Source organism: Numidum massiliense, assembly GCF_001375555.1.
Classification (GTDB): domain Bacteria; phylum Bacillota; class Bacilli; order Thermoactinomycetales; family Novibacillaceae; genus Numidum; species Numidum massiliense.
Genome location: NZ_CTDZ01000009.1, coordinates 2,838,684 through 2,863,140 on the forward strand (window position 1 = coordinate 2,838,684; position 24,457 = coordinate 2,863,140).

The 24,457-nt window shown below is 51.5% G+C and carries 26 protein-coding genes and 1 riboswitch; all 26 genes read right to left on the reverse strand.

The genetic code is table 11. The annotated features are described in order from the left end of the window. Positions 1-126: 126 nt before the first annotated feature. Positions 127-2,664, reverse strand: a complete 2,538-nt coding sequence (metE, locus tag BN1247_RS13245) for a 5-methyltetrahydropteroyltriglutamate--homocysteine S-methyltransferase (protein ID WP_054950819.1) — start codon at positions 2,662-2,664, stop codon at positions 127-129. Positions 2,665-2,838: 174 nt separating this feature from the next. After that, positions 2,839-3,222 carry a hypothetical protein gene (locus BN1247_RS18445; protein ID WP_261796046.1) on the reverse strand — a complete coding sequence of 128 codons (384 nt, stop codon included), beginning with the start codon at positions 3,220-3,222 and terminating at the stop codon, positions 2,839-2,841. Positions 3,223-3,254: 32 nt separating this feature from the next. Continuing rightward, on the reverse strand, positions 3,255-3,797 hold the full coding sequence (locus BN1247_RS18450; RefSeq protein WP_197278553.1) for a methylenetetrahydrofolate reductase: 543 nt from the start codon (positions 3,795-3,797) through the stop codon (positions 3,255-3,257). Further along, positions 3,760-5,004: a trans-sulfuration enzyme family protein gene (locus BN1247_RS13255; RefSeq protein ID WP_054950820.1), complete on the reverse strand. Its 1,245-nt coding sequence runs from the start codon at positions 5,002-5,004 to the stop codon at positions 3,760-3,762. Before BN1247_RS13255 ends, BN1247_RS18450 begins: the two co-directional genes overlap by 38 nt. A 161-nt stretch (positions 5,005-5,165) precedes the next feature. Next, on the reverse strand, positions 5,166-6,494 hold the full coding sequence (locus BN1247_RS18250) for an aminotransferase class I/II-fold pyridoxal phosphate-dependent enzyme (RefSeq protein ID WP_054950821.1): 1,329 nt from the start codon (positions 6,492-6,494) through the stop codon (positions 5,166-5,168). A gap of 300 nt (positions 6,495-6,794) precedes the next feature. After that, positions 6,795-6,908: a DUF2292 domain-containing protein gene (locus BN1247_RS17275; protein ID WP_390622073.1), complete on the reverse strand. Its 114-nt coding sequence runs from the start codon at positions 6,906-6,908 to the stop codon at positions 6,795-6,797. 69 nt (positions 6,909-6,977) lie between these two features. Then, a complete protein-coding gene (locus tag BN1247_RS13265) occupies positions 6,978-7,190 on the reverse strand; it encodes a hypothetical protein (protein WP_054950822.1) in 213 nt (70 codons plus the stop codon). A gap of 96 nt (positions 7,191-7,286) precedes the next feature. After that, positions 7,287-7,398: riboswitch (SAM riboswitch) on the reverse strand. 233 nt (positions 7,399-7,631) lie between these two features. Continuing rightward, positions 7,632-8,087: a hypothetical protein gene (locus tag BN1247_RS13270; protein WP_054950823.1), complete on the reverse strand. Its 456-nt coding sequence runs from the start codon at positions 8,085-8,087 to the stop codon at positions 7,632-7,634. 136 nt (positions 8,088-8,223) lie between these two features. Continuing rightward, the gene (locus BN1247_RS13275) at positions 8,224-8,523 is read right to left on the reverse strand and encodes a hypothetical protein (protein WP_054950824.1); all 300 of its coding nucleotides are present in this window, start codon (positions 8,521-8,523) and stop codon (positions 8,224-8,226) included. A 165-nt stretch (positions 8,524-8,688) separates the two neighbouring features. Then, positions 8,689-9,252 (reverse strand): hypothetical protein, encoded by a 564-nt coding sequence (locus BN1247_RS13280; RefSeq protein ID WP_054950825.1) that lies wholly within the window; start codon positions 9,250-9,252, stop codon positions 8,689-8,691. Between the two features lie 115 nt (positions 9,253-9,367). Next, positions 9,368-9,658 carry a hypothetical protein gene (locus BN1247_RS13285; protein WP_054950826.1) on the reverse strand — a complete coding sequence of 97 codons (291 nt, stop codon included), beginning with the start codon at positions 9,656-9,658 and terminating at the stop codon, positions 9,368-9,370. 74 nt (positions 9,659-9,732) lie between these two features. After that, positions 9,733-9,987: a hypothetical protein gene (locus tag BN1247_RS13290; RefSeq protein WP_187119793.1), complete on the reverse strand. Its 255-nt coding sequence runs from the start codon at positions 9,985-9,987 to the stop codon at positions 9,733-9,735. A 133-nt stretch (positions 9,988-10,120) separates the two neighbouring features. After that, positions 10,121-10,486, reverse strand: a complete 366-nt coding sequence (locus tag BN1247_RS13295) for a hypothetical protein (RefSeq protein ID WP_054950828.1) — start codon at positions 10,484-10,486, stop codon at positions 10,121-10,123. Beyond that, positions 10,476-10,826 (reverse strand): DUF4176 domain-containing protein, encoded by a 351-nt coding sequence (locus BN1247_RS13300; RefSeq protein WP_054950829.1) that lies wholly within the window; start codon positions 10,824-10,826, stop codon positions 10,476-10,478. The genes BN1247_RS13295 and BN1247_RS13300 overlap by 11 nt, the downstream gene beginning before the upstream one ends. A gap of 471 nt (positions 10,827-11,297) precedes the next feature. Then, entirely contained in the window at positions 11,298-12,587 is a 1,290-nt protein-coding gene (locus BN1247_RS13305; RefSeq protein WP_147675310.1) for an ABC transporter ATP-binding protein, read from the reverse strand. 235 nt (positions 12,588-12,822) lie between these two features. Further along, positions 12,823-13,641 (reverse strand): carbohydrate ABC transporter permease, encoded by an 819-nt coding sequence (locus tag BN1247_RS13310; RefSeq protein ID WP_054950831.1) that lies wholly within the window; start codon positions 13,639-13,641, stop codon positions 12,823-12,825. Beyond that, positions 13,631-14,548: a carbohydrate ABC transporter permease gene (locus BN1247_RS13315; RefSeq protein WP_054950832.1), complete on the reverse strand. Its 918-nt coding sequence runs from the start codon at positions 14,546-14,548 to the stop codon at positions 13,631-13,633. The genes BN1247_RS13310 and BN1247_RS13315 overlap by 11 nt, the downstream gene beginning before the upstream one ends. After that, a complete protein-coding gene (locus BN1247_RS13320) occupies positions 14,545-15,390 on the reverse strand; it encodes a sugar phosphate isomerase/epimerase family protein (RefSeq protein ID WP_074011170.1) in 846 nt (281 codons plus the stop codon). Before BN1247_RS13320 ends, BN1247_RS13315 begins: the two co-directional genes overlap by 4 nt. A 151-nt stretch (positions 15,391-15,541) precedes the next feature. Next, positions 15,542-16,876 carry an ABC transporter substrate-binding protein gene (locus BN1247_RS13325; RefSeq protein WP_054950833.1) on the reverse strand — a complete coding sequence of 445 codons (1,335 nt, stop codon included), beginning with the start codon at positions 16,874-16,876 and terminating at the stop codon, positions 15,542-15,544. A 338-nt stretch (positions 16,877-17,214) separates the two neighbouring features. After that, positions 17,215-17,628, reverse strand: coding sequence for a carboxymuconolactone decarboxylase family protein (locus BN1247_RS13330; RefSeq protein ID WP_054950834.1), 414 nt, complete (start codon positions 17,626-17,628; stop codon positions 17,215-17,217). A gap of 186 nt (positions 17,629-17,814) precedes the next feature. After that, the gene (locus BN1247_RS13335; protein ID WP_054951651.1) at positions 17,815-18,834 is read right to left on the reverse strand and encodes a cytochrome d ubiquinol oxidase subunit II; all 1,020 of its coding nucleotides are present in this window, start codon (positions 18,832-18,834) and stop codon (positions 17,815-17,817) included. After that, the gene (locus tag BN1247_RS13340; RefSeq protein ID WP_054950835.1) at positions 18,831-20,306 is read right to left on the reverse strand and encodes a cytochrome ubiquinol oxidase subunit I; all 1,476 of its coding nucleotides are present in this window, start codon (positions 20,304-20,306) and stop codon (positions 18,831-18,833) included. Before BN1247_RS13340 ends, BN1247_RS13335 begins: the two co-directional genes overlap by 4 nt. Positions 20,307-20,505: 199 nt before the next feature. Continuing rightward, entirely contained in the window at positions 20,506-21,363 is an 858-nt protein-coding gene (locus BN1247_RS13345; RefSeq protein WP_054950836.1) for a tagatose bisphosphate family class II aldolase, read from the reverse strand. A 53-nt stretch (positions 21,364-21,416) separates the two neighbouring features. Further along, positions 21,417-21,887, reverse strand: coding sequence for a PTS sugar transporter subunit IIA (locus tag BN1247_RS13350; protein WP_054950837.1), 471 nt, complete (start codon positions 21,885-21,887; stop codon positions 21,417-21,419). A gap of 58 nt (positions 21,888-21,945) precedes the next feature. Continuing rightward, positions 21,946-23,355, reverse strand: a complete 1,410-nt coding sequence (locus BN1247_RS13355) for a PTS fructose transporter subunit IIC (RefSeq protein ID WP_054950838.1) — start codon at positions 23,353-23,355, stop codon at positions 21,946-21,948. 17 nt (positions 23,356-23,372) lie between these two features. Then, complete coding sequence (pfkB, locus tag BN1247_RS13360) at positions 23,373-24,299, reverse strand: 1-phosphofructokinase (protein ID WP_054950839.1); 927 nt, start codon at positions 24,297-24,299, stop codon at positions 23,373-23,375. Between the last annotated feature and the right edge of the window lie 158 nt (positions 24,300-24,457).

A 24,457-nucleotide genomic window follows, 5' to 3' on the forward strand; every position in this document is an offset into this window, starting at 1 on the left:
CACCTAAGGGTATAATTCCTGTTTAAAAGGCGGGCTGACTTAAACGCGTTGTGGTGTTTTTGGTCAGCCCTTGCTGCTTATTTCTTTGCTTAGTTCACCTTCAAATGCGGCTCCATATTACCCCTATTACCTCCCACCGATCGGTATTTCGTTCTGCTCAAGCCCCAATTTCTGTCTAACCCGCCGCGTCGCCTTGACGAGGTTCTCTAATGCCGGCACAACCTCTTCCTCGCGGCGCGTCTTCAACCCGCAGTCGGGGTTGACCCAGAACTGCTCCGACGCGATCACGCGGATGGAGCGTAAGATCGTCTGCACGATTTCTTCCTGTGCTGGCACTTGCGGGCTGTGAATATCGTACACGCCTAACCCGATTTGCCGCGGGTAGTCGTACTGTTCAAACGTCGCGATCAGTTCTCCGTGGCTACGAGATGCCTCAATGGAAATGACGTCTGCTTGGAGCGCGTCAATCGCTGCAATCGTCTCTGCGAACTCGCTGTAGCACATGTGCGTATGAATTTGCGTCTCGTCTTTGACCGCACTCGACGCGAGGCGAAACGCGTTCACCGCCCACTCTGTGTACTGCTGCTGGTCTTCCTCTTTCAGCGGCAACCCTTCGCGAAACGCCGGCTCGTCGATTTGGATAATTTTCAGGCCGTGACGCTCCAAGTCGAGCACTTCGTCCCGTAGCGCCAGTGCGATTTGGAAGGCGATATCTTGACGGGAAATATCTTCGCGCGCAAACGACCAGTTCAAAATCGTCACCGGTCCGGTGAGCATCCCTTTTACAGGACGCTCAGTGAGCGACTGGGCGTACACTGTCTCCTCGACCGTTAGCGGTTCCGGACGCGACACATCGCCGTAAATAATCGGCGGCTTCACCCCGCGCGACCCGTAAGACTGTACCCAACCGTTTTTCGTAAACGCAAACCCGACTAGTTTCTCCCCGAAAAACTCGACCATGTCGTTGCGTTCAAACTCGCCGTGCACGAGGACATCGAGTCCGGCGCGTTCTTGAAAGGCAATACAGTCAGCGATTTGCTGCCGAATGTACGCGCGGTAAGCCACGTCGTCCAGTTCTCCTTTTTTCCAGCGGCGACGCTGTGTCCGCACGTCTTGCGTTTGCGGAAAGCTACCGATCGTCGTCGTCGGCAGTAGCGGTAACGGTGTGTTTGCCCGCTGCTTTTTCACCCGCTCGCCGTACGCCGACGCCCGTCGGAAGTCGTCGTCACCAACTGCCGCAAGGCGCGCTTTCACTGCGTCGTCATTGCGAACCGCCGACTGCTTCAGGGCAGATAACGCCTCACTGTTTTGCCTAAATTCGCTTACGACAGTTTGTAATCCCTCGTTACACGCCGTCCGGAGGAGGCACAATTCGTCTAACCGCTCCTCTGCAAAACTCAAACCGCCCTGCAACACGGTAGGTAACTGATCTTCACTCGATACGGTATGCGGTAAGTGCAGTAAACTAGCTGACGGTTGCAGCCATACTTGCTTCGCACCGCTCACGTTTTGCACTTCGTCAATTAAGGCCCGCGTCTGGACGAGGTCGCTCTTCCAAATGTTGCGCCCGTTGACGACTCCGGCGGCTAACACTTTCTCTTGCGGAAAACCGTATTGCTTCAGTTGCGAGAGGTTGCGCCCGTTGCGCACAAAGTCTAACCCGAAGCCGTGGACCGGCAACGTCACGAGCTCGCGGTAAGCGGTTAGTCCGTCAAAATATGTCTGAATGAGTAGCTTGCTCCCGCTAACCCCTGCGACGAGTTGTTCATAACAGGTGTGAATAAGCGGAACATGCTGCGCGACGTCACTTAGGACGAACGCCGGCTCGTCGAGCTGGATCCAGCGCGCGCCTGCCGCCTGCAACTGTAGGATGACCTCGCGGTACAGTTCGGTTAACCGGGCTAACAACACCGGAAACTGTTCTGGACGGTATCCTTTAGCCAACTTGAGGAAGGTGTATGGCCCGAGTAGCACGGGCTTACCGTCGATGCCTAACTGTTCTTTGGCGAATTGATACGCCTTAAGCGGTTTGTTCTCGAGTAGCCGCAGCCCTTCCGTAACCGTTGAACCCGTTACCGCAGAAGTTGTAATCTCCGGAATCGCGTCTCCCACATTTGTCCCCTGCGAACTTGCTTCTTCTTCCGTACTAATTACTCCTACACTCGCTACCTCCCCACTTCTCGTACCCGCTACCTTCCTACTTTGTACCCCCGTTTTCCCCCTGCTCGTTCCATCAGCACCTGTCGTTCCAGCCGGATCTGTTACTGTGAAACCGGTAAACTCCGGGACAATGTAATGGTAGTTCGTGTCAAACCATTTCGTCATCTCGCACGCGGGACGTCCCGCCTTGCCCCGCGCTAAGGCAAAATACGTGTCGAGGGAAAGCGGGTCGTCGATCACGTCTTTGAACCGATCCGGGATGAGGCCGAACATGATCGCGTGGTCGAGCACGTGATCGTACAGGGAAAAATCGCCGACAGGGATGAGATCCACCCCTTTTTCCTGCTGCGTCTTCAACAGTTCGAGCTGCAATTGACGCACTTTGGCCGTAAACGTTTCCTCGTCGATTTTCTTACTCCAATAAGCTTCCAGCACCTTCTTAAGCTCGCGCTTTTTCCCGAAGCGCGGATAACCGATATTGCTCGTAATGACGTTGTTGGACATACGATCTTCTCCTTTCCGATTCATTTTTCTTACCGTTTTGCTTTATTTGCCCATTTATTTTATCGAAACGCTTCTTCTCTCTTTCATCCTTGCCATCCTATCTTTATTAGATCGCCACACCGCTTCTTTATGCTGTACAGATCTTTGTTCAATCACCTGTACCCACTTCAGTTGCTACACTGTACCCGTTTTGGTGACAACACTTTTACCTGCCCCTGTTGCTACGTGTGCTTCGAGAGCATCTGCCACACCCTTCGATTCACCGACGGCGGCAAACAGTTGCTCCACGAGCGATGCATCGCCGAGCGGGTAGATGTGCACCCCACTAACAAACGGGCGGATCTGTGTGAGTAACTCGGCGACAACTTGCACGCCTTGCTCCCGTCCACCCGCTTGCACCCGCGAGAGCGCCTCGTCGCTGAGCGTGATTCCTGGCACCTTTTCGTGGACATAACGCGCCATTTTGTAGCTTTTTAGTGGCATGAGGCCGAACAAAATCGGTACGTCGAGATGCCCAGTCGCCGTTAAAAACTGTTCGACAACATCGCGGCTAAACACTGGTTGAGTCTGTATAAACTGTGCCCCCGCCGCTACTTTTTCTTCAAACGCGCCACTTCGCGCGGCAAGTCGTCACTGCCGGGATTCGCCGCCGCACCGATGAAGAAATCGGGAATACTGCTTAATGGGTGACCTGTCTTGTCTTTGCCGAGTTTTAACTGCTGCGCGAGGCTGATGAGACCGACCGTGTCCACTTCGAACACTCCTTTTGCATCGGGGTGATCCCCGCGTCGGCAGTCGTCGCCAGTCAGTGACAAAAAGTTGCGCAAGCCGAGGGCAGCCGCCCCTAACAGCTCCGCTTGCATCCCGATCACGTTGCGATCCCGGCACGTAACGTGCGGAATGACTTCTACCCCGAGATTTTCTTGCAAAATGTGACCGAGGGCGAACGGATTCATCCGCATCGTCGCCATCGGACTGTCTGCAATGTTGAACGCATCGACCCACGGCCGGATGCGGCTCGCACTGTCTAACGTCGACTGCGGGTTACTCCCTTTCGGCGGCTCCACCTCCGCCGTGACGACAAATTTTCCATACCTAAGCTTCTCGCGCAATCCGTGCACGTGAATACTCATCGTGATCACTCCTTATCGCTTGAATAATATCTTTCTTTAAATCCCGCGGATCTTCTAACCCGACCGACAGCCGCAGCAGCCGCTCACTAATACCGCGCTGTACCCGATCCGCCACTGGCATCGCGGCATGAGACATCGTCGCTGGATGTGTCAAAATACTTTCAACCGCCCCAAGGCTGACACCGACGAGGGGAAGCTTCGTCTGTTTCAGTAGTGCCCGCACGTGTTCGTCGCGTGCCACCTCAAACGAGAGTACGGCCCCGAAACCACTCGTCTGACGCTCCGCCAGTTCGTGTCCCGGGTGGTTTTGCAAACCGGGGTAGTACACGCGCCGCACCCACTCCTGCTTACCTAGCCACTCCGCTAATTGCTGCGCGTGTATGGTCGATAAGTCTAACCTCGCCTTTAACGTTTTTAATCCTCTTAGCACTAACCAACAGTCTTGTACCCCTAACACTGCGCCGAGCGCGTTTTGCAAATAAGCGATTTTCGCTGTCCAAGCGGCGTCGTTACTAACGACTAACCCCGCGACGACATCGCTGTGTCCGGAGAGGAACTTCGTCGCACTGTGTACGACGATGTCGCATCCTAAGGCGAGGGGCCGTTGATAGTACGGTGTCAAAAACGTATTGTCGACAATTGTCAGTAAGCCTCTCCCCTGACCCAGCGCACTGATCGCGCGAAGGTCCGTCGTCTTCAACAGCGGGTTAGACGGCGTCTCCACATAGATCGCCTTCGTCTCGGGGCGAATCGCTGCGCGCACACTGGCGATGTCAGTCGTGTCGACAAAACTCGCCGTCATGCCGAAGCGTGGTAACACTTGGTCAATGAGCCGGTACGTCCCTCCGTAAACGTCAGCGGAAACGACGAGGTGATCGCCGCTAGAAAAGCCTAAAAGCACCGTAGAAATAGCTGCCATCCCCGAAGAAAAGGCAAACCCAGCCTCACCCCCTTCTAACTCGGCAATCACTTCTTCGAGCGCGTGACGCGTCGGATTGCCCGACCGCGCATAGTCGTACGTGTTAGACCCTCCGCGTTGGTCCAGCCGGAACGCACCTTGTTGATTCGGCAGGTTGAGTTTGTTGAGCTGGTCGAGTTGGTCAACGTCTTGCGCATACGTCGACGCTAAATAGATAGGTACTCCCGCTGCCCCTGTCACCGGATCGACACTGGCGCGGTTGTGCACCAACTTTGTGGCGAAATCCATCCTTATACACGCCCCTTTCGTCCCCCTAACGTTATTTCGAGGGATCGTCATTTGTTCGTTACGTCATTTTCGCTTTGCATGATTTCCTCATAACTTCCATTCCAGCGACTGTTAGGGAACATCACCCCCTTACCTTTTTCACTTTGACACCGCTTTTTGCCCTAAACCCCTCGTGGAGAACACCGCTCGGCAAAGGCAAAAGCTTGCGCCAAATCGGCACACAGATCGTCCACGTGTTCGATCCCGACCGAGAGGCGTAACAAATCGTCACTCACGCCGATGCGTTCGCGCACCTCCTCCGGGACGTCAGCGTGCGTCTGCGTCGTTGGATACGTCATAAAACTTTCCACCCCACCTAAGCTTTCCGCAAAAGCGATCACCTGCAGCTGCTGTAAAATGTGTGGGATGAGCCGCCGATCGCGAACCTTGAACGAAATCATGCCACCGCCGCATCGGTAAAGGTCGTCTGTCTCGTCGGTGGAGAAGTCACCTCCTGCGCTCAACGACTCGTTCGAGAAAAGCGGCTTCTCACTCGAGATGGTCGCCCGCCCCATGGGGTGATCCCGCCAATCGACAAAAACCGCCTCCTCTGTCGAAGGCATGCCATGCGGCTGTCTTTGCCCCAACGTCTGCTTCTTTAATGCATCTGGCGAACGGTACACTTGCGGATAGTACACGTCCGTCACTAGTGGGTGCTGTCGTAAAAAGCGAACCACATGTTTCGCGTTACTTTCATGGCGCGCCATGCGCAGTGCCAACGTTTTTAACCCCCGCAACAACAGCCAGCTGTCAAACGGACTGAGTACGGCACCTGTCGCATTTTGCACCGCGTGTAGTTGTTCGCCGAGAGCCTCGTCCGTGCAAACTAACGCACCAGCTAACACGTCGTTGTGACCACTCAAGTACTTCGTCGCGCTGTGGACGACGAGATCCGCCCCGAGCGCGAGCGGTTGCTGTACGTACGGCGTCAAAAAAGTGTTGTCGACAATCGTCCACGCGCCGTGCGCTTTGGCGATAGCCGCCACAGCTGCAATGTCAATGACGTGCATGAGCGGATTGGACGGCGTCTCTAAAAACACGGCTTTCGTCCGCGACGTCATCGCCGCTGCCACTGCCCCGGCCTCGCGCAGGTCAACTGTTTTCACGACGATCCCCGCTTGGCGAAAAGTCGTTGCAAACAACCGATATGTGCCGCCGTACAAATCGAGCGGAGTGATGATCTCGTCGCCGGAAGAAAACAAGCTTTGCAAGGCGTGAATGGCCGCCATCCCGGAACTAAACGCCAACGCGCGACAGCCACCTTCTAATTCGGCGAGTACTTGTTCAACCTGCTGCCGCGTCGGATTTGCCGTGCGGGCATAATCGAATCCGGTACTTTCCCCAATTGCCGGATGCCGGTAAGCCGTTGAGAGGTAGAGTGGATAACTGACCGCTCCAGTGCGTTCCTCCCTGTCGACCCCCGCTTGGCAGAGCGTCGTCTCAATGTGCATGGATACATCCCCCTTCCTTGTCTTTTACATCGGTGACATCACATGTCTGTGTCCACACCCGTCCTCATCGGTGACAGCATATGTTAGTGTGAAGCCCAAGTTTGTACAAAGCCGGATGAAACATGTTAGTAAGCCATTGATCACATGATGGGAACCTCCCAAAACAAAATCCCACCATAAATCCCGAGATACATCCGCGAAACAAAGAAAGAGGCCGCCGGATCCCTCACAACATCACGTGGGATCAACGGCGGCCTCTAGTTTGTCTAGTCAGCCGAATCATTCTTTCACTTGTGTTATTCACTTTAACCGCACTTTCTCGTTTGTCTCGATTTGAATGACTTGACCATTTTGTACTACTAGCGTCACCGAACCGAATTGCAACCGTTGCAAAATACCTGTTAAACGCTGCAATACTTCCGGATTATCCGCTGCGACTATTTTCCCGGAACTACCCTTTTTTGTCGTACATACCAACTTACATCACCTAAACCTTTCTTGCCAAAGCTCTTCCATAACGCGCTTGTCTTTTGTGCCGGACAGCTTTTGTTCGGTTACTTTCGAACGACTACTTGTGCTGCTTGCGACTACTTGCGCTGCTTGCGGCCGACTACTTTCGATTAACTGCTTGCGATCGACTGCTTTTTGGACGCTACAAACCGTATTGCGTTTCACGTGTACACGTGTACTGGTCATGGATAACAAATAACCGCTGCAACCCGCTCCTTTCCAAAAATTAAAAGCTCCCCTTCCCATATTGGAAAGAGGAGCGCATTTGCGTCGTTAGACACACTCTTATCTTCCAAAACGGGTCAACCATTTTGCGGGAATTAGCACCTTTCAGTTCGTAAACTGAGGTTGCCGGGTTTCATCGGGCCAGTCCCTCCACCACTCTCGATAAGTACGTATGCAATTTTTTTAATGACTGTATTGGCAATGCTGCTTGAAAAATGTTTCATTTATCATAACCATAAGGTATTATCGATGTCAAGGGTTTTTTTGTGGCGATCAGTACGAACCGATGATATACGCGGTTCAATGCTGATCATATGATAAAATTCTCCGCCTTTATGTCATCGACAAATTCAATAAATGGTGGGTCAAAATACATCGAATGCCCATATTCCCCGGGCACCCCTATTCCATACACTCCTGAAGACTTCTTTCATTCGCTTCCTCAAATGACAATTGTATATACTCCTTAGCCTCTTGACGATATTCATCTACATCGATCCATGTCGTTTGGTCAATACTTATCTTGGCGCAGCATCTTTCAGCAATGTGAATGACCGCCTTGTGAACCGCCCTGATGTCGACTAAACACGCGTCTTCATCAACCTCGACAAATACTAAATGCAAATCACTATTTAAAGATACAACTTCAAAATAGATGTTTTCTTTAGACTGTAAGTTTCCACTCCATCTTTTATCGTCAAGCCACTTATCCCATGATAATGTGAGACCAGTACTTTCCCTTAAACTTTCTTGCCACCCAACCCTCGATACGTTCACACCGTCTTTCCACATTTTCGCGACTAATTCATCTGCAGTGGGAAGACATGTTTTACCGTTTGTTTTCAGAAAAAATCTCATTATTCCTCCTAATTATTCAGCCAGCGTACAGCTTTTTCTAAATTACTTAGTAGTTCCTTTTTCTTCCCTTTACTTAATTTTAGACTATTCGGTATCTGTGGTTCTAACGGTAGCTTTGGATCAATTCTATAATCAATTATTGACCTTTTATCACCACCCGCTTGAATTTGTATTTTACTCCGTCTGGCTCAGCATCGACTCGTATCTTAATTTTTTTGCCCCGATAAATCACTTCAATTGGCTTACCAAATGTTTTACTTGTTATTTTAACATTTTTATAGCGAACGGGAGGGACATCAGGAACTCTATTTCTATCTCGCCAATCATTCCCCTTCTTAGACAGACGAAACGTATCCCCTGCATCATTGGGCACACCTACAGTCGCCGGACGACGTCCCTGAAGGTCTTGTGCCAGCCTTTCCGCATACTCCTTCAAACTTTCACTGCTCTGACGAAGTCAAGCTTCCCGTTGTTCTTTAGTCTATTCGCGTACTCCTTAATTCGAGCCACTGTCTCTTTTGTAGCCTTAAACCGTTTGGCCGCCCTTGTTCCCTTTATCGTCCCTTTAACACCGCGACCTACTTTACCCATTTTCGCATGCTTACTCAATCGTGAGGGGGGGAAATATCGTTAGAATCCCCCAAGCAACAGACTCCTCCCACTCCTCCTCCGATATTTCCTGCTCAAAAATGGGCTCCTCGCCGAAAATAGCACGATAAAAGTCGTTAATACCAGCAAATTCCCCCGCCTCATATAGCGCCTCTTTTGCAAGTTCCTCCGGAGTCATCCCGTTAATGCCTTCCACTTCTACCGTCTGATCTGCCGCGTGAATTTTATCAATTTCCTTGATGAAGGGCGTAATCTCATGATCCGTCAAAAAGTGGTTGATCGCAAGCAGGGCGTCTTGATACGGCTCTAGCGGACGGCCGGTGTAGTACATGTCGTGTATAAACGGCATCATGTCGTCCACATATTTTTTGCCGAGCTGCTCGACAGGTGCCAAGACATGCTCGATCGCTGAGAGGTCTTCCGCGGCAAGCGTGTCTCGCGCCTTGCGGTAAATGCTTAAATGCTCGCTAATGACCTCCTCCTGCTCGGAAAAATGACGGTGGACATCTTTAAAGTATGTAGCGATCTCGTATGTATTGACGACGAGTTTGCTCACTTTAATCACTCCTTTGACCAACCCTGACCCAACTTTAATTCACCCATTCTTACCCATTCTATTGACAACATCTGTATCGGCCTATCAACATTTGACCGCTATGAATTAAATAGTTTCAACTTATTTCCCTACTGATCCCTTCATCGACTTGCATGAAGTTTTCTACGATCCCCGTTGCATTTTCTCGGAGCGTTCCTTCAATGCGAATAAGCATTTCCAGAAGGCGAGTTAACGCTTCGGCATAATCGACGATCGGGGACAGACTACTATTTAAAAAACCTTGTGCCACTAAGGTCTTCTTGAACGCCTTTAATGTTTCCAGCATCGTCTCTGTTTGTGTCTTGACGGCATTCCCGAAGTTTTCCTCCATGAGGTGACGATCGATAATAATCGTTGATGTTGGCATTGCTATCGTAGCCTCCTTCTTAGTTAAAGATCTGACCGGTCGTGGTAACAGACAGCATGTTATCAGGAAAACTGTCATGCCCCTTCATCCAACATATTGGCACTCCGCTCATCGGCACCCGTTATTTGCTCATTGACGATCGCCATTAGCTCGATAAACGTCGTCATGTGTTGCACAACGAGTTCGGCCGATTGCAAGTATTCCTCGAACGTCTCTTTGTACGCCTCGACGGCTTCGCCTGACATTTCACCGAGGGCCTGCTCCATTTGCGAACGGGTCTGGTCGTTCGCTTCGGCAAAAAGATCGAGATCGCTTTTTAATTTCGACATCCCGTGAGTTGTTTGTTCCGAATCGTAGGAAATTCGCGCCCCCGGGCCACCCCCGCCATCTGCGGTGTGAGTAAGCATTCGTCGACACCCCCGTTAATCAACGGACTCCAACTTTAAAAATGTGCCCGTCTCGTTAAAATAAATGTTGTAGCAACTTTAGTACACTCGGATCCATCACCGCGTCCTCCATGTACGATGCCCGTTCTTCGCGAGTCTTTGGGAATAGAATAGAATAATAGTGCTTATATTCCTCTTGTTTTCGTGTATAGACCGTTTTTAACTGTTCTTCGACAGCACGGATTAGTTGCGAATGCTGTTTTGCGTAGCTCGCCAGATGCCGCTCCCTTTTTGCAACGATCGCCTCATTTGCTTTAAGCGATCGGCTATTGTGCCACATCGCGTAATCGATCTCATTCGCAAAACCGCTACTGATCGATGAAGCATCTTTGAGTGCCTGTAAGACTTCGCCTAAATGCTTGATCCGCGTATCATAATCCATCGGTATCACCCGATTCTGCGGATTTACCTTGCACGGGCGGCGCATTATTCTCGGCCATATTTCCTTTGGCAAGTGGAGTCAATTGCTCCCATTCCTCCATCATCCCGACAACTTCTTCCTCTTCTTTAGTCACATACCCGCGGAAAATGACATCTTTAATGTCTTCTTCGTTAAAAAACGTCACATCCTCGTCGGTGATGCCTTCCGGATAAAAACAACCCATATAGTCAAAGTAAACATCCTCGGTCATGCTGTCGTTACCGACGACAGTTTTCCGACCGACGATCATTAACGGGACAGTTCCATCGTGAAGACATATGACAGACCCGATCGGCAGCATTCGTTTCCACTCCTTGCGACTGATTGCCCACTTAGAATAATAGAGATACCGCTTTTACTTTATGCAACAAAATAAAGTGACACCGATATGATACCGCTGCCAAACAAATAATTGCAGCCATACCGTTTCAGCTATTCCCGTTGACGATAAACTTATGTACAAATGTAGCAGTTGCAAGTTCAATAAACAATGTGTTCAGTCCAGCGTGATACCTCAATACTATTACTTTACCCTGAATTCTCCAAATTGTGTGTTAGATGCATTTTACTACATACGCATAATAATAGCAATCATAATTTTTACTTCAGTTTGATACATTCCCCTGTCTTACTAGGAGATCAAGGTGACAGACATCACTAACATTGAGCTAGCGAGCTGTACCGCGATCTCCCTTTTCCTTGAACTCTTCGTCTAGACCCACTTTTCGTCTAGACCTATATATTTATATTTGTCGCTTATATTACCGCAAAATTACCCCGATAGCACCATGCGCTCTTCTGTTTGTGCTCCGACTCGCCTTTGCGCCTCTCCACGCTTAAGTGGAAGTTCAATACGCGTCTCATCACCGTCTGCTTGGAAAAAATGGACATTCGCTAAGGGCAATTCAAGTAGCACCGGTTGATCGGGTTTACTGTTTTCTACGGCTCCACTGAGCGCCCCTGTGCGCGTCGCCCGCAAGATCTGACTGCCGACGCGCACATGATACACATACTGGTGCCCCAAGTATTCGACACGGACGAGCCTGCCGTGGATGCGAATCGCCGACGCGCAACTGCCCGCGATGCAATCAGTCGTCGAAGTAGTAACGGCCTCCGGAGATGTAATAGTCGCCCGAGTGGAAACGATACCCTTTGATACGATTCGCACATCTTCCGGACGCACACCGAGTTGAAGCCCATTGCCGCGTACGTGCTTTTCGAGTGCGAAACGCATGTGCTGCGGCAACGGCAGTACCTGCCCTTTCGACCGAATAGGTTTACCATCGGATGCCTCCGCAACAACAATACCTTCCCCTTCCAACCATACAGAGACGATGTTAATCGTCGGGCTGCCGACGAAGCGGGCGACGAACACATTCCCCGGTTGTTCGTAAATCTCCTGCGGCGTCCCAATCTGCTGCAATTGCCCGTCCTTTAACACGGCGATGCGCTGCCCGACCGTCATCGCTTCCACTTGGTCGTGAGTGACGTACACCATCGTCGTCCTTAACTTCTCGTGCAACTCGACTAACTCCTCCCGCGCACTGTGGCGCAGCTGCGCATCTAAGTTGGACAGCGGTTCGTCAAGCAAAAAGTACGGCGCTTCGCGCACGGCAGCCCGCGCCAACGCCACGCGCTGCCGCTGCCCACCGGACAGTTCTCGCGGCTTACGCTGCAGTAAGTGTTCAATGTTCACCATGCGCGCCGCTACTCTAGCGCGCGCCTCCCGCTGCTGCCGCTTCACTTTGCGCAATTTCAACGAAAATGTCAAATTGTCCAATACCGACAAGTGCGGGTAGAGGGCGTAGTTTTGGAACACCATCGCCACGTGCCGTTCACTCGCGTCGACATCGTTCACGCATTGATCGCCAAAATAAATCTCCCCCGCCGACGGCTCCTCTAATCCGGCGATTAAGCGCATCACCGTCGTTTTGCCGCAACCAGATGGACCGAGTAACACGAGCCGCTCACCACTCCGGACTGTAAGACGTAGCGGTGGAATGACCTGCACGTCGCCAAAACGCTTTTCTACATCGATAAAACGAATATCACCTTTCGTCATCATGCCTGCGCCTCCCTTAGCCGCGGTGTATAATCCTCTTAAACCCTCTTAACCTTCTTATATCCTCCTAAACCCTCCTAAACCTAAACCCTGTTAAATCTTCTTTAATGTCCTTAAACATCCTAAAGATAGGTCGTAGCTTAGCCACCTTCGACCTTCATTAGCAGCCACGTCCTCCTATCCTACCTCACCAGCCACACGAGCAACCTGCCACCTCCCCTTCATACGCGAGCGACTATCCTTTCACCCCCGTGTGGAGGAAACTACTCATAATGTGCTTCTTCACGAACAAAAAGGCGAGTAGCGGCGGTAACGAAGCGAGCGTCGCCACGGCCATCATCGGGCCCCACGACGAACCGCCTTCCGCGTTGATAAACAGTTGCAAGGCGAGCGGCACCGTCAACATCCCTTCATCGTTAATGACGAGAAGCGGCCAAAAGTATTCGTTCCACACGTTAATAAAAAACAAAATCCCGAGGGCGACGACCGTCGGACGAACCGCAGGAAAAACGACGCCCCACAGGCGCTGCCAATCACTCGCACCGTCGACGCGCGCCGCTTCCAACAGCCCGGGCGGCACACTGCGAAACGCCTGCCGCAGCAAAAAAACGCCCATTCCGTTAGCCAATTGCGGCAAAATGAGCCCCGTATACGTGTTGAGCAACCCCATGTCGCTAATGAGCAAATAGTTCGGCAGCATCGTCACTAACACCGGAATGAGCATGCTCGCGACGACTAAGTAGAACAAAAAGTTTCGTCCCCAAAAGCGGAATTGCGTAAACGCGTACGCCGCTAGCACACTCGACACTAACTGAAAAGCAGTCACGACAATCGCGACGACGAACGAGTTAAAGAAGAAGCGTAGCAGCGGCACACCCGTGAGGACGTGGACATAGTTGTCCCAAGAAGGCGGCAGCGGCACGGGATTAGCGTAGTCGTCAAAAATTTGCTCCGGTTGTTTAAACGCCGTACTGACCATCCACAGGAGTGGAAATAAACTCATGGCGACACTGACTAACAACAGCACATGCCACGCATTCCACTTAATTTTCATAGTAAATCCTCCGATCGATCACGAACGCCTGCAGCAAAATGAGCAAAAGGAACAGCAAAAACGTTACGACCGCTACAGCCGAGGCCAAACCGCTTTGGAAAAACTGGAATGCATATTGATACACTAAAAACACGATGTGGCTCGTCGCCTGGTTCGGCCCGCCGTTCGTCAACATTTGGATCGGTACAAACGCGTGCTGAATCCCGAACACGACTGTAATGACAAACACGTACAACAACGTACCGCCGCTAAGCGGCACATATATATTGCGCAACAAACCAGATGCGCGTTTTAATCCTTCAACCCTCGACATCTCAATGACATCTTGCGGTACAGCGAGCAAACCGGCTAACAAGACGATAAAATGGTACCCAAACGTTTTCCACGCCGTAATGATCGCCACTGACCCTAACGCCCACTCCGGATCAGTCAACCAATTGACTTTCGGGAGCCCGATCCATTCAAGTAGCTCGTTAACGATGCCGATCAACGGGTTAAACAACCACAAAAACGCAATCGAGGCAACGGCGAGCGACACGACGGTCGGAGTGAAAATCGCACCTTTGTAAAAAGCCTGCCACTGCCCTCTAACGCGCGTCACCGCAAAGGCGACGAAAAACGGTGCGACGAGTATTAAAGCGAGTAAGAGCACGATGTAAAGCCCCGTATTTTGCACCGCCGTCCAAAACTCGTCACTCGACACTAACGTTTTGTAATTGTCCCACCCGACCCACTGTTTGTTCGGACTCACCATGTTCCAATTGAAAAAGCTAATGGTCAACGAATGCAAGAGTGGGTAGTAAACGAATACGAGCAGTGGGATGACCGCAGGCGCGATGTACACGTACGGTTTTATTTTTTTTGCGACTTTCGCGACTTTCTGCGCATTCCACCGCTGCAACTTCATCGCGCGCCACTCCTTTGCTCGTGAAAGGTTTGCTGCGCCGAGAGCGTGACATGGCTTTCCTCCGCCAACCGCCGCGCGACTTCCTCACCGTGTGCAAGCAACGTATCTAACGGTGTGCCGATGCCGTATTCGAGTATGACCGTGCAGTCGTGCGTGTACTCGCCGAGCGCCGCCCACACCGGATCCCAATCAATCGTTCCCGTGCCGACCGGTAGGTGCAAATCGCGGACGCCGTCGTTGTCGTGCACGTGTACGGCGGCGACTCGTTCCCCTAACTGCCGCAACAAACTAGGCACGTCCCAACGGTTCATGTGGGCGTGACCGATGTCGACTAGCGCGTCGATTTCAGGGATTTCAGCAAACAACTGCGTAAACTCGACTTGATTAAATAAGGCAGTCTCGGCCGCACCGACGTTTTCCACGACAACTTTTACCCCGACATCGTGGGCGAGCCGCCCCAAGTTTCGCAAATACACTTTGGCCCACGCTTGTGCCTGCTCCCGCCTGAAAATGGGCGCAAGATGCATGTTCGGATGGATGACGACGTGTGTCGCACCGATCGCCGCCGCCCACTCCACCGACTGTTTGTACACGGCAAACGAATATTCCCGGATGGTGCGGTAGCGCGAAGCTGCTAAGTTCACTTCAAAAATCGGCGCATGTACACTGAGTGGACCGCTGTAGGAGGAAAAACGGCCCCGCTCGCGCTGCCAATCGTACGGATGTTCCCTCCATTCCGGGCCGTCGGTAAGTATTTCAATGCCACCTTCCCACGTGTATAGAAGTTCTTGCGCCTCACTGATGCGGTTCATGTAAGGCAACAAGCTAATTGAAAGTGCCATTCCTCGGTCTCCCCTTTTTTCGCTATTTTGGAAAAGCATAGTGACCCTCTCCATGCAGAGCGATCGTTCCTTCTCATATCGGATGTCCAATCAGGATGTCCTAACAGGATGTCCAATCAAGGTGACAAACAGGATATCCTAGCGAAGACCATTAATTCAGCAGCTCGTTCACTTTCTCTGCCGCTCGTTTTAGGGCATCTTTCGCTGTACTTTTGCCGGTGAGCACGTCATCGCGCGCATCGATCAGCGCTTGCTCGGCTTGCAAACCGTTCGCACCCGGAAAGTTCACCCACGGAACGACGACGTCCATTTGCTCCAACGCCGGTTTCATTAACGGGTTAGAATCGAGGAACGGTTTAAGTGCCTTTGGATCTTCGTCCACCCCTTTGCGCGGTGGCAAATAGCCCGTTTCTTGCACCCAAATCGTCAGCGCCTCAGGTGACTGTAAGTACTTAATGAATTCCCACGCAGCCGCCTGTTTTTGCGCATCTGTCGCTAATACGAACAAGGCGTTACCGCCGGCAGGAATCGCACGCGGCTTATCGCCGAACGTCGGGAACAACGTCGTGCGTACATCGAACTTACTCTGGCTTTCAATATGTTCCCGCTTGCCGATCGTCGTCAGCATCATCGCTACCTTGCCGTTCGAAAAAGCTTGAATCCCCTCTTCCCAATTCGCGTGGAGCGCGCGTTTGTCCTTCACCATTTCCCCCATCATGTCGTACACCTCAGTCACTTCCGGCGAGTCGAACGCTGCCTTTAACTTGCCACCCTCTTCTCGCAGCCAATCGCCGCCATTCGACTTCGCGAGACCATACTGAGCCCAATTATCCGGTGGCTCCTGAATGTAAAGCCCGTACTTGCCCGTTTTGTCCCGCACCCTTTCGCTAAGCTTTTGTACGTCTTCCCACGTGTGTGGCGGCTTATCTAGATCGGCACCCGCTTCCTTGAGTAGATCGGCGTTGTAATACAGCACCGGGTTACTGACCGCGTAGGGCAATCCAGCCAACTTTTCACTGCCCGTGCGGCCAAGGTCCAAAATGTTCGGCAGGAAGTTGTCCTCGACAAAATTCGGCTCCTCCGCATCTTTTGTAGCTAACTCCTCGATCGGCGTGTACGGGACGTTCTCATCGACGTACGTAATAAAGTTGTACCCGATTTGCGCGACATCTGGCGGGTTGCCACCGCTAATCGCCGCCTGCGCCTTTTGTAGCAGACCGGGATAGTTACCGGGTTGATACTTTTCCTCGACACGAATATTTTCGTGTGTTTCGTTAAACTTTTTGACAATCTCTTTAACGCCGTCACCGCCCCAATCTTTGGAGTTCACGTGCCAATACTCAATCGTCACCGGATCGCCGCCGTTGCCGTCAGCTGCATCCCTACTTGTCTTGCCACTCGACTGCGCCGTTTGACAACCGACGACTAATGCGAGCAACCCTAGCGCCAACGACGAACAAAGTGTCGCTTTCACCCATCGCTTCAAGCTAGTCCCCTCCCCTTATAAAATGATGTGCGGGCTTTTGCAAATCACGCAAGCTACGTAGATGCGCATTACAATTAATAGCTTAAACGGTGAATATTAACTATGCGTCAAACAGCAGTTAACGGCGTGTAAACGTCTTGTGTGATCATTGTTAATGAATGTCATTGTAAATGTTAAATATCGCAGCAAAAGAAAAAGCCGAGTGGGGAACTCGGCTCTTGCACCTTTTTCACTTAATTTTCTTCGTTCACTTTATTGCTCCCCGCTTGTGTGGAAAAACTGAGGCGGAGACGTTTTTTATCTCTTGTAAATAACGCGTAAAAAAGTAAGTAACGTACTTAGTGCACGTTTCCTCGTGCGTTCCCGTCCTGTAGTTTCCCGTCGCGTTGCTGAATTTCTTGCACCGCATCCTGCACGAGCGTCACCCCTTGGGCGATGGCGGGACCACCGCCAAAAGCAGTAGCGACACCGACCGCCTCCAATATTTCTTCTTCCGTCGCTCCATGTTCAAGCGCCCCTTGCACGTGATATATCGTACAATACTCGCTGTTTGCGACGACGCTAATAGCTAACGCCATCAGTTGCTTTGTTTTCGCATCTACCGCTCCCGCTTGAAAACACGTGTCGGTAAAATGGTTGAAGCTATCCACTAAGTGAGGGGATTGCTCCTGCAGGCGCCCCAACCCTACTTTGTAGTCTTGCAGCGCTAACCCTACCCAATTTTCTTTGATCATGCTGCTTTCTGCTTCCATATGAATACCCTCCAGTCACCTTTGCTTTCCTCAACCTGTCTAACTGGCCATTGAACGACAAACAAACCGCGATCGCATATCTTCACCTGTCACTTCCTTAGCTTGTGTCTGGGAACATTTTTTATGTTAGGATCAAATGTATTCCGAGGAAAAATGCAAAACTGTACGTCTTCCGTGAATAAGTTATTATTCCCTCACCTTCTCCCCCTTCACATACGCACTGCTGAAAAGAAACAAACGCATAAGGAAGACGAGCGACGGAATAAGCAACAACAACCCGGCGACAAAGGCAGCGACGAGCGCCGTCCCCATCGCGGTGCTCGTGACGCTGGAAATCGTTACGTGCGGGTACAAAATGTACGGCAAGTGGGAAGCGCCGTACCCGAAAAAGGCAAACAAAAACTGCAACATGACGAGCAGGAACGCCCAGCCGTACGCTCGTCGCCTAAAAATGAGCACGGTCGCAGCGACAAAACAGGCGAGAGACAGCAAAAACACCCAGGCGATGTCGACCATCGCTTGAAAATGTTGCGGATTGTGCAGGCGCAACGTGAAAAAGACGAGGCCACTGGCGACGATCGTCGGTCCGCTCCATCCGAGCGCGTACGTCCTGAGCACGTCCTCCGCCTCCCGATCTTCTGCCCGCCGCGCATAATACGTGAGGAAACTGCTGCTAATAAACAGGACACTGACGAGCGCGAGCAACACGACTGTCCACGAATACGGACTAAACAACAACTTTGTCGGCAAAAGCTGTACCTGACCGTCCACTTTTTTAATAAAGCCACCTTCAGAAATGGTCAACACTGTCGCCAGAGACGCCGGCAGGAACCAACTCGTCAGCGCGTAAAAAAACAAGTACACGTTACTTTCGCGAGCCCCGTAGTTGGCAAACGCGTAAAACGAGCCGCGGATCGCTAACAAAATGAGCGCCACGCTACCGGGAATGAGTAACGCCGTGCCGAAGTAGTACGCCGTGTCCGGAAAAAAGCCGACGATCCCGACGAAGAAAAACACTAAAAAAACGTTCGTCACTTCCCATACCGGAAAGAGGTATCGGTCGATAATGTGGTTGATCGCGCGGTCTTGCTTCCGCAAACGACTGTAATACGAGAAAAACCCGGCGCCGAAATCGATCGACCCGACGATCACGTACAAGTATAAAAACGTCCACAATACGGTAATTCCAATTTTCGCTAGCGTTATCTCCACTGTTCTTCCTCCCGTATCTTGCCGCGCTCTGCCCGCTCTGAAAGCTCTTTTTCCGCAGGGTTGTTTTTAAACATGCGCCTGAGGATGACGACAGTGATGATGCCAAGTACGAGATAGAGTAACACAAAGGCGAGAAATACCGTACCGACGTTGTCCGCCGTCGTCGCTCCTTCCCCCGTTCTCATAATGCCGCGCAACACCCACGGCTGTCGTCCTACTTCGGCAAAAATCCACCCTAATTCGATCGTCAGCATCGCGAGCGGACCGCCGACTGCGATTGCCCACAGCAACCACTTCGGAACAGCGGGCGCGCGCCGGATGTCCGCCTCGTCTAAAGATGCGTCACGGGCGCCTAAGTCTCGATCTGTCGCTTGATCGCGTCGAGTAACTTTGCGCCTCTTACGCACCTTCCGCAAATACCATCCAACGAACACCCCGGAAACAACTATTAAATAAAAACCGTTGACGACCTTCGAGTCAAATAAGTAATGCACATACAACGGAGGCCACTCATCGCGCGGAAAGTCATTTAAGCCGACGACTTCCGTATTTGGATGCGTGCCGGCCAAAATGCTGAGCGCGTACGGAATCGTAATCGCGCCTTTCACTTCCTGCGTCTCTTTATCAAGGAAGCCACCAAACACTAACGGTGCCTGCCGTCTCGTCTCGAAGTGCCATTCAGCAGCAGCAAGCTTTTCCGGTTGATGCTTAGCGAGGAATTTTCCGGACAAATCGCCGTTAACGATTGTGAAGAGCGCAAAGACGAAAGCACAAACCATCGTCAGTTTTAACGCTTTACGGTAATAGATGTGCACACGTCCGCGCAACATTGCTAGCGCAGCAATCGCAGCGAGAATAAATGCCGTCGTCACATAAATGGCGAATAAAAAGTGGGAAACTTTGGACGGAGTCGCCGGATTGAACATCGCAGCGAGCGGCCTTACATTGACGATTTGTCCGTCTACGAGATCAAAGCCAGTAGGGGTGTTCATAAACGCGTTAACCGACGTAATGAAGACAGCGGACGCAAGCGATCCGAAGACGACTGGCAGCGACAACAACCAATGGTAAAGTGGCCGTTTGAAGCGATCCCACGTGTATAAGTAAATGCCGAGAAAGATCGCCTCAATAAAAAAGGCGAACGTCTCCATAAACAGTGGTAAAGCGATCGCCTGGCCGGCGACGCGCATAAAGCTCGGCCACAGCAAACTAAGCTGTAACCCGATCGCCGTACCTGTTACGACTCCGACCGCGACCGTAATCGTAAACCCACGCGACCAACGCCGCGCCATGAGCACATAGTGCGGGTCATTGCGCCTAATGCCGATCCACTCCGCCAGCGAGACGAAGAGCGGCACCCCGACCCCAAGTACGGCGAAAATAATGTGAAAGGCGAGTGTCGTCTCCGTAAGCGCCCGCGCTAGCGTCACATTGTCGAAGGTGCCACTACTAAATAAACTGAACATGCCTTAAGTCACTCCTGCCTATCCTTCCACTCACGATCATCTTGCGATGCTAAGGGATATGTTTTTCCGTGCCCTTACGATGTGATAGTCGGTAACTACTCATCGTTAGTAGTTACCAACTTTTTGCAGGATATGAGTACAGGAGTTATTTTTTCGTGAGACTGTCACTTGTTGTACCTGTGTTGTGTACGTACTAGTACTATCCTAAATACCGCCCGTCGCTACGACACATCCGAATCTTTTCGCGTACTGCCTGTGCCATTGCTTCTTTCGCTGGATACATGTACTTTCGCGGGTCACTCGCCTCTGGATGATCTGCCAAATACTGTTTCAAAGCTGCGGCAAACGGCAGTTTTAGTTCGGTCGCGATGTTCACTTTGCAACAGCCCATATCGATGCACGTTTGCACATCGGCGTGGGGAATGCCCGAGCCCCCGTGTAACACTAACGGTACGTCAACCACTTCCCTAATAGCAGCTAGGCGTGCAAAGTCGAGTTTCGGTTCGGCCTTGTACATCCCGTGCGCCGTACCGATTGCCACGGCTAACGAATCGATGCCCGTTTTCTCTACGAACTGTTGTGCCGCCTCCGGATCCGTGTAGTACGCATCAGCCACATCGACCACGAGATCGTCTTCCTGCCCACCTAATCGGCCGAGTTCTGCTTCGACCGTCGCTCCATGCGCATGTGCGTAAACGACCACTTCTTGTACGATCGCAATGTTTTCCGCAAACGGAAGATGCGAGGCGTCGATCATAACCGACTTCGCTCCGAGTTGCACCGACTGCTTAATTTGCACCAATTGTTCGTGGTGATCGAGGTGTAGGGCGATCGGGATCGCATACCGCTTCGCCGCAGTGTCGGCAATCGCTTGAATATAGTCGCGTCCAGCATAGTCGAACGTACCGGGTGTCGCCGCCAAAATAACCGGGGAGCCCATCGTAGCAGCTGTCTCCACAACGACTTGGATCGTTTCTAAGTTGTGAATGTTAAACGCTGGAACGGCATATCGTTCTTTTTGCGCCTTTAATAGCATCTCTTTCGTATTCACTACCATCGTATACGCCTCACCTATCGTTAAATGTAAGTTGTTGTTAAAGCAACGATGTATCAATCCGTTGTTGCAGCTAAAGCCATTCGCAGTTGCTCGTACACTTCTTGTGCGCTTTCTGCCGCTAACAACCGTTCCCGTGCCTCTTCGTGCACGAGCATGCGCGAGAGCGAGGCGAGCAAGGTCAAATGTGTACTCCCCGCTTCCCGTTCCGGTACGAAGAGTGCAATGGTGAAGCGGATCGGTTTCCCGTCCATCGACTGCCATTCCACACCTTCCATCGTCCTGACGATGACTATTCCCGGTTTAAGCACGTCTTTTACTTGCGTATGAGGGATGGCAAACCCGTCGAGAAAACCGGTCGTCCCTTCTTTTTCCCGGGCGAGCAACCCTTTGACAATCCGCCTTTTCGACGACGCAATCCCGCCCACAACAGCTAATTCGGCAATGCGCGCAAACACGTCTTTTTGCGTTTTCAAGTTTTCGTCGATCTTTATAAGTGCCGGGTTGAGTAACGATTCGATTTCCATGGCAATACACTCCCTTTAAACGCTAAATCAAATGCGGTGCGTTGCTTTACATAACCTGTTAAGCTGCCGTCGCTTTTTTCTTTCGGTACAAGCCGTACAGTACAGCGCCGACGAGCGACCCAACTAAAATCGCCAATACCCACTGGAACGCCCCAGTGACGACTGGAAGGACTAAGAAGCCGCCATGCGGTGCCGGTACTTGCACTCCGAACAAATACGTGAGTACCGCCGAAATGGACGAGCCGACCATTAAAATCGGGATGACGACGAGCGGGTTTTTGGCCGCGAACGGAATGGCGCCTTCCGTAATGTGCGTCGATCCCAAAATAAAGTTGACTAAACCGGCGTTGCGCTCCGACGCATCGAAATACTTTCTAAAGAAAACGGTCGCAAATGCGATGACGAGTGGCGGCGTAATACACGCAGCGGAAACGCCGGCCATAAAATAGTGATTCCCTTCCGCCAATAACGCTGTCCCTGTCACATAAGCCGCCTTGTTCACGGGACCACCCATATCAAACGCACTCATGCAGCCGACAATAATCCCGAGCAATACCGGGTTAGCCCCTTGGAAGTCAGACAGAAACGCTTTCATTGCTTCGTTAATGCCTGTCATCGGCTCAACAAGCACGACCATGATAGCGCCGATTAAGAAAATCCCAATGACTGGATACAGGAAAATAGCTTTTAAACCGTCGAGCGATTGCGGTAGCTTACTAAACACCTTTGACAGCAAAACGACGATGTATCCGGCGAGAAAACCAGCGACGATCCCGCCGAGAAAACCGGCGCCACCAGTGTGGGCAATCATCCCACCGATAAAACCGACGACTAAACCCGGCCGTTTCGCAATCGATTCAGCGATAAACGCGGCCAAAACGGGGACCATCAGTTCAAAGGCAATTCCGCCGGTACTCTTTAAAAACTCTGCGATCGGATGATACGTTTCGTGTTTCGGATCGAACGCGTGAATGCCGAATAAGAAGGAGACGGCAATGAGCACACCGCCACCGACGACGAACGGCAACATGTGGGAAACGCCGTTCATTAAATGCTTGTAAATCGCCCGACCGACTTTATTCCCTTGCATCTGTTCCGTATCGTTTTGTCTCCCATTGCGCGATGGTGCGTCGCCGTTAGTTGCACGGTACGGTTTCGCTTTCCCGTCTACGATGAGCTGGATCAGCTGTTCCGCATCTTTGATTGCCCGCGCCACCGGGACATCGACGGCCGGCTTTCCGGCGAACCGTTCCGCTTGCACGTCTTTGTCCGCCGCAATAATGACTCCGTCCGCCGCATCGATGTCGGCTTGAGTCAACTCGTTTTCTACCCCAACTTGTCCGTGCGTCTCTACTTTAATCTCGACGCCGAGCTTTACTGCCGCTTTTTTTAAAGCTTCTTCGGCCATAAACGTATGCGCGATCCCCGTCGGACAACCAGTAGCAGCCACAATTTTAAGCTTACTCATCTGTATCGACACCGCCTTTAATATGATAAATGTTTGACTCTCACTTGCTGCGCCAATGTCTCGAGATTTGTCAAGTCACTTACCCCTTTGGAAAAAGCTGTCGACGCACCTGCTGCCGAAGCGTATACCATCGCTGTTTCGACCGTCTGCCCAGCCGATCGCTTGGCGAGAAACGTAGCGAGCAACGTATCGCCGGCACAGGCCGAATTGACGGCTTCTCCTGGCACAGACGACACGTACAACACGCAATCGGGGGAGAAATACATGGAGCCGCGTGCGCCTAACGAAACGATCACTTGCCTCGCCCCCCTTTGCAGCAACTCTTTTCCATACCTTACAATTTGTTCATCGCTTAGCATGTCGCGTGAGTCGCAATCAAAGAAATGCGCCAGTTCTTCTTCGTTCGGTTTAATTACATACGGATGAAACGGTAAACAATCCAACACTTTTTTTGAACTCGTATCGAGGACGAACTTTAACTGATGCCGTGCGGCAATTTGCGCCATCTCGACAAAAATGTGTGCATCTACCCCCGGAGGAAGACTGCCCGAGACGACGAGTGTACTTCCACCTGGAAGTGCCTTTATTTTTTCTAGCACGGCTTGCACGTTGTCTTCGGAAATGCGGGGCCCTCTGTTAACAATTTTGTATTCTTCGTCGGCACGTACAAAAATGTTCACTCGCGTAATGCCAGCAACGTCGACAAAGTCGGTCGCGATCCCTTGTCGTCGTAACTCGTCCTTAATGTAGGCGCCGGTGAAACCGCCCACAAAACCGAGCGCCACACTGTCAACGCCTAAATGTTTTAACGCTACGGACACATTAATCCCTTTGCCGTTCGCTTGATAGTCTTCTTCATAGGTGCGATTGACAATGTCTGGTTTAAGGGCTTCCATGGCAACAAATAAATCGATCGCTGCGTTTAGCGTACAGGTGTAAATCATTGTTACCACCCCCTCCCTAACCTCATTATGTCATACGAATGGGTGCACGTGTTTACAGCCTGTGTAAAGGTTTTCGTGCATCGTGCCATAAGAGCAGGAATAATGCCATAAAAAAATGCCCCTCCGAAATACAAGTGTCGTCGGGGCGTGAATAAAAA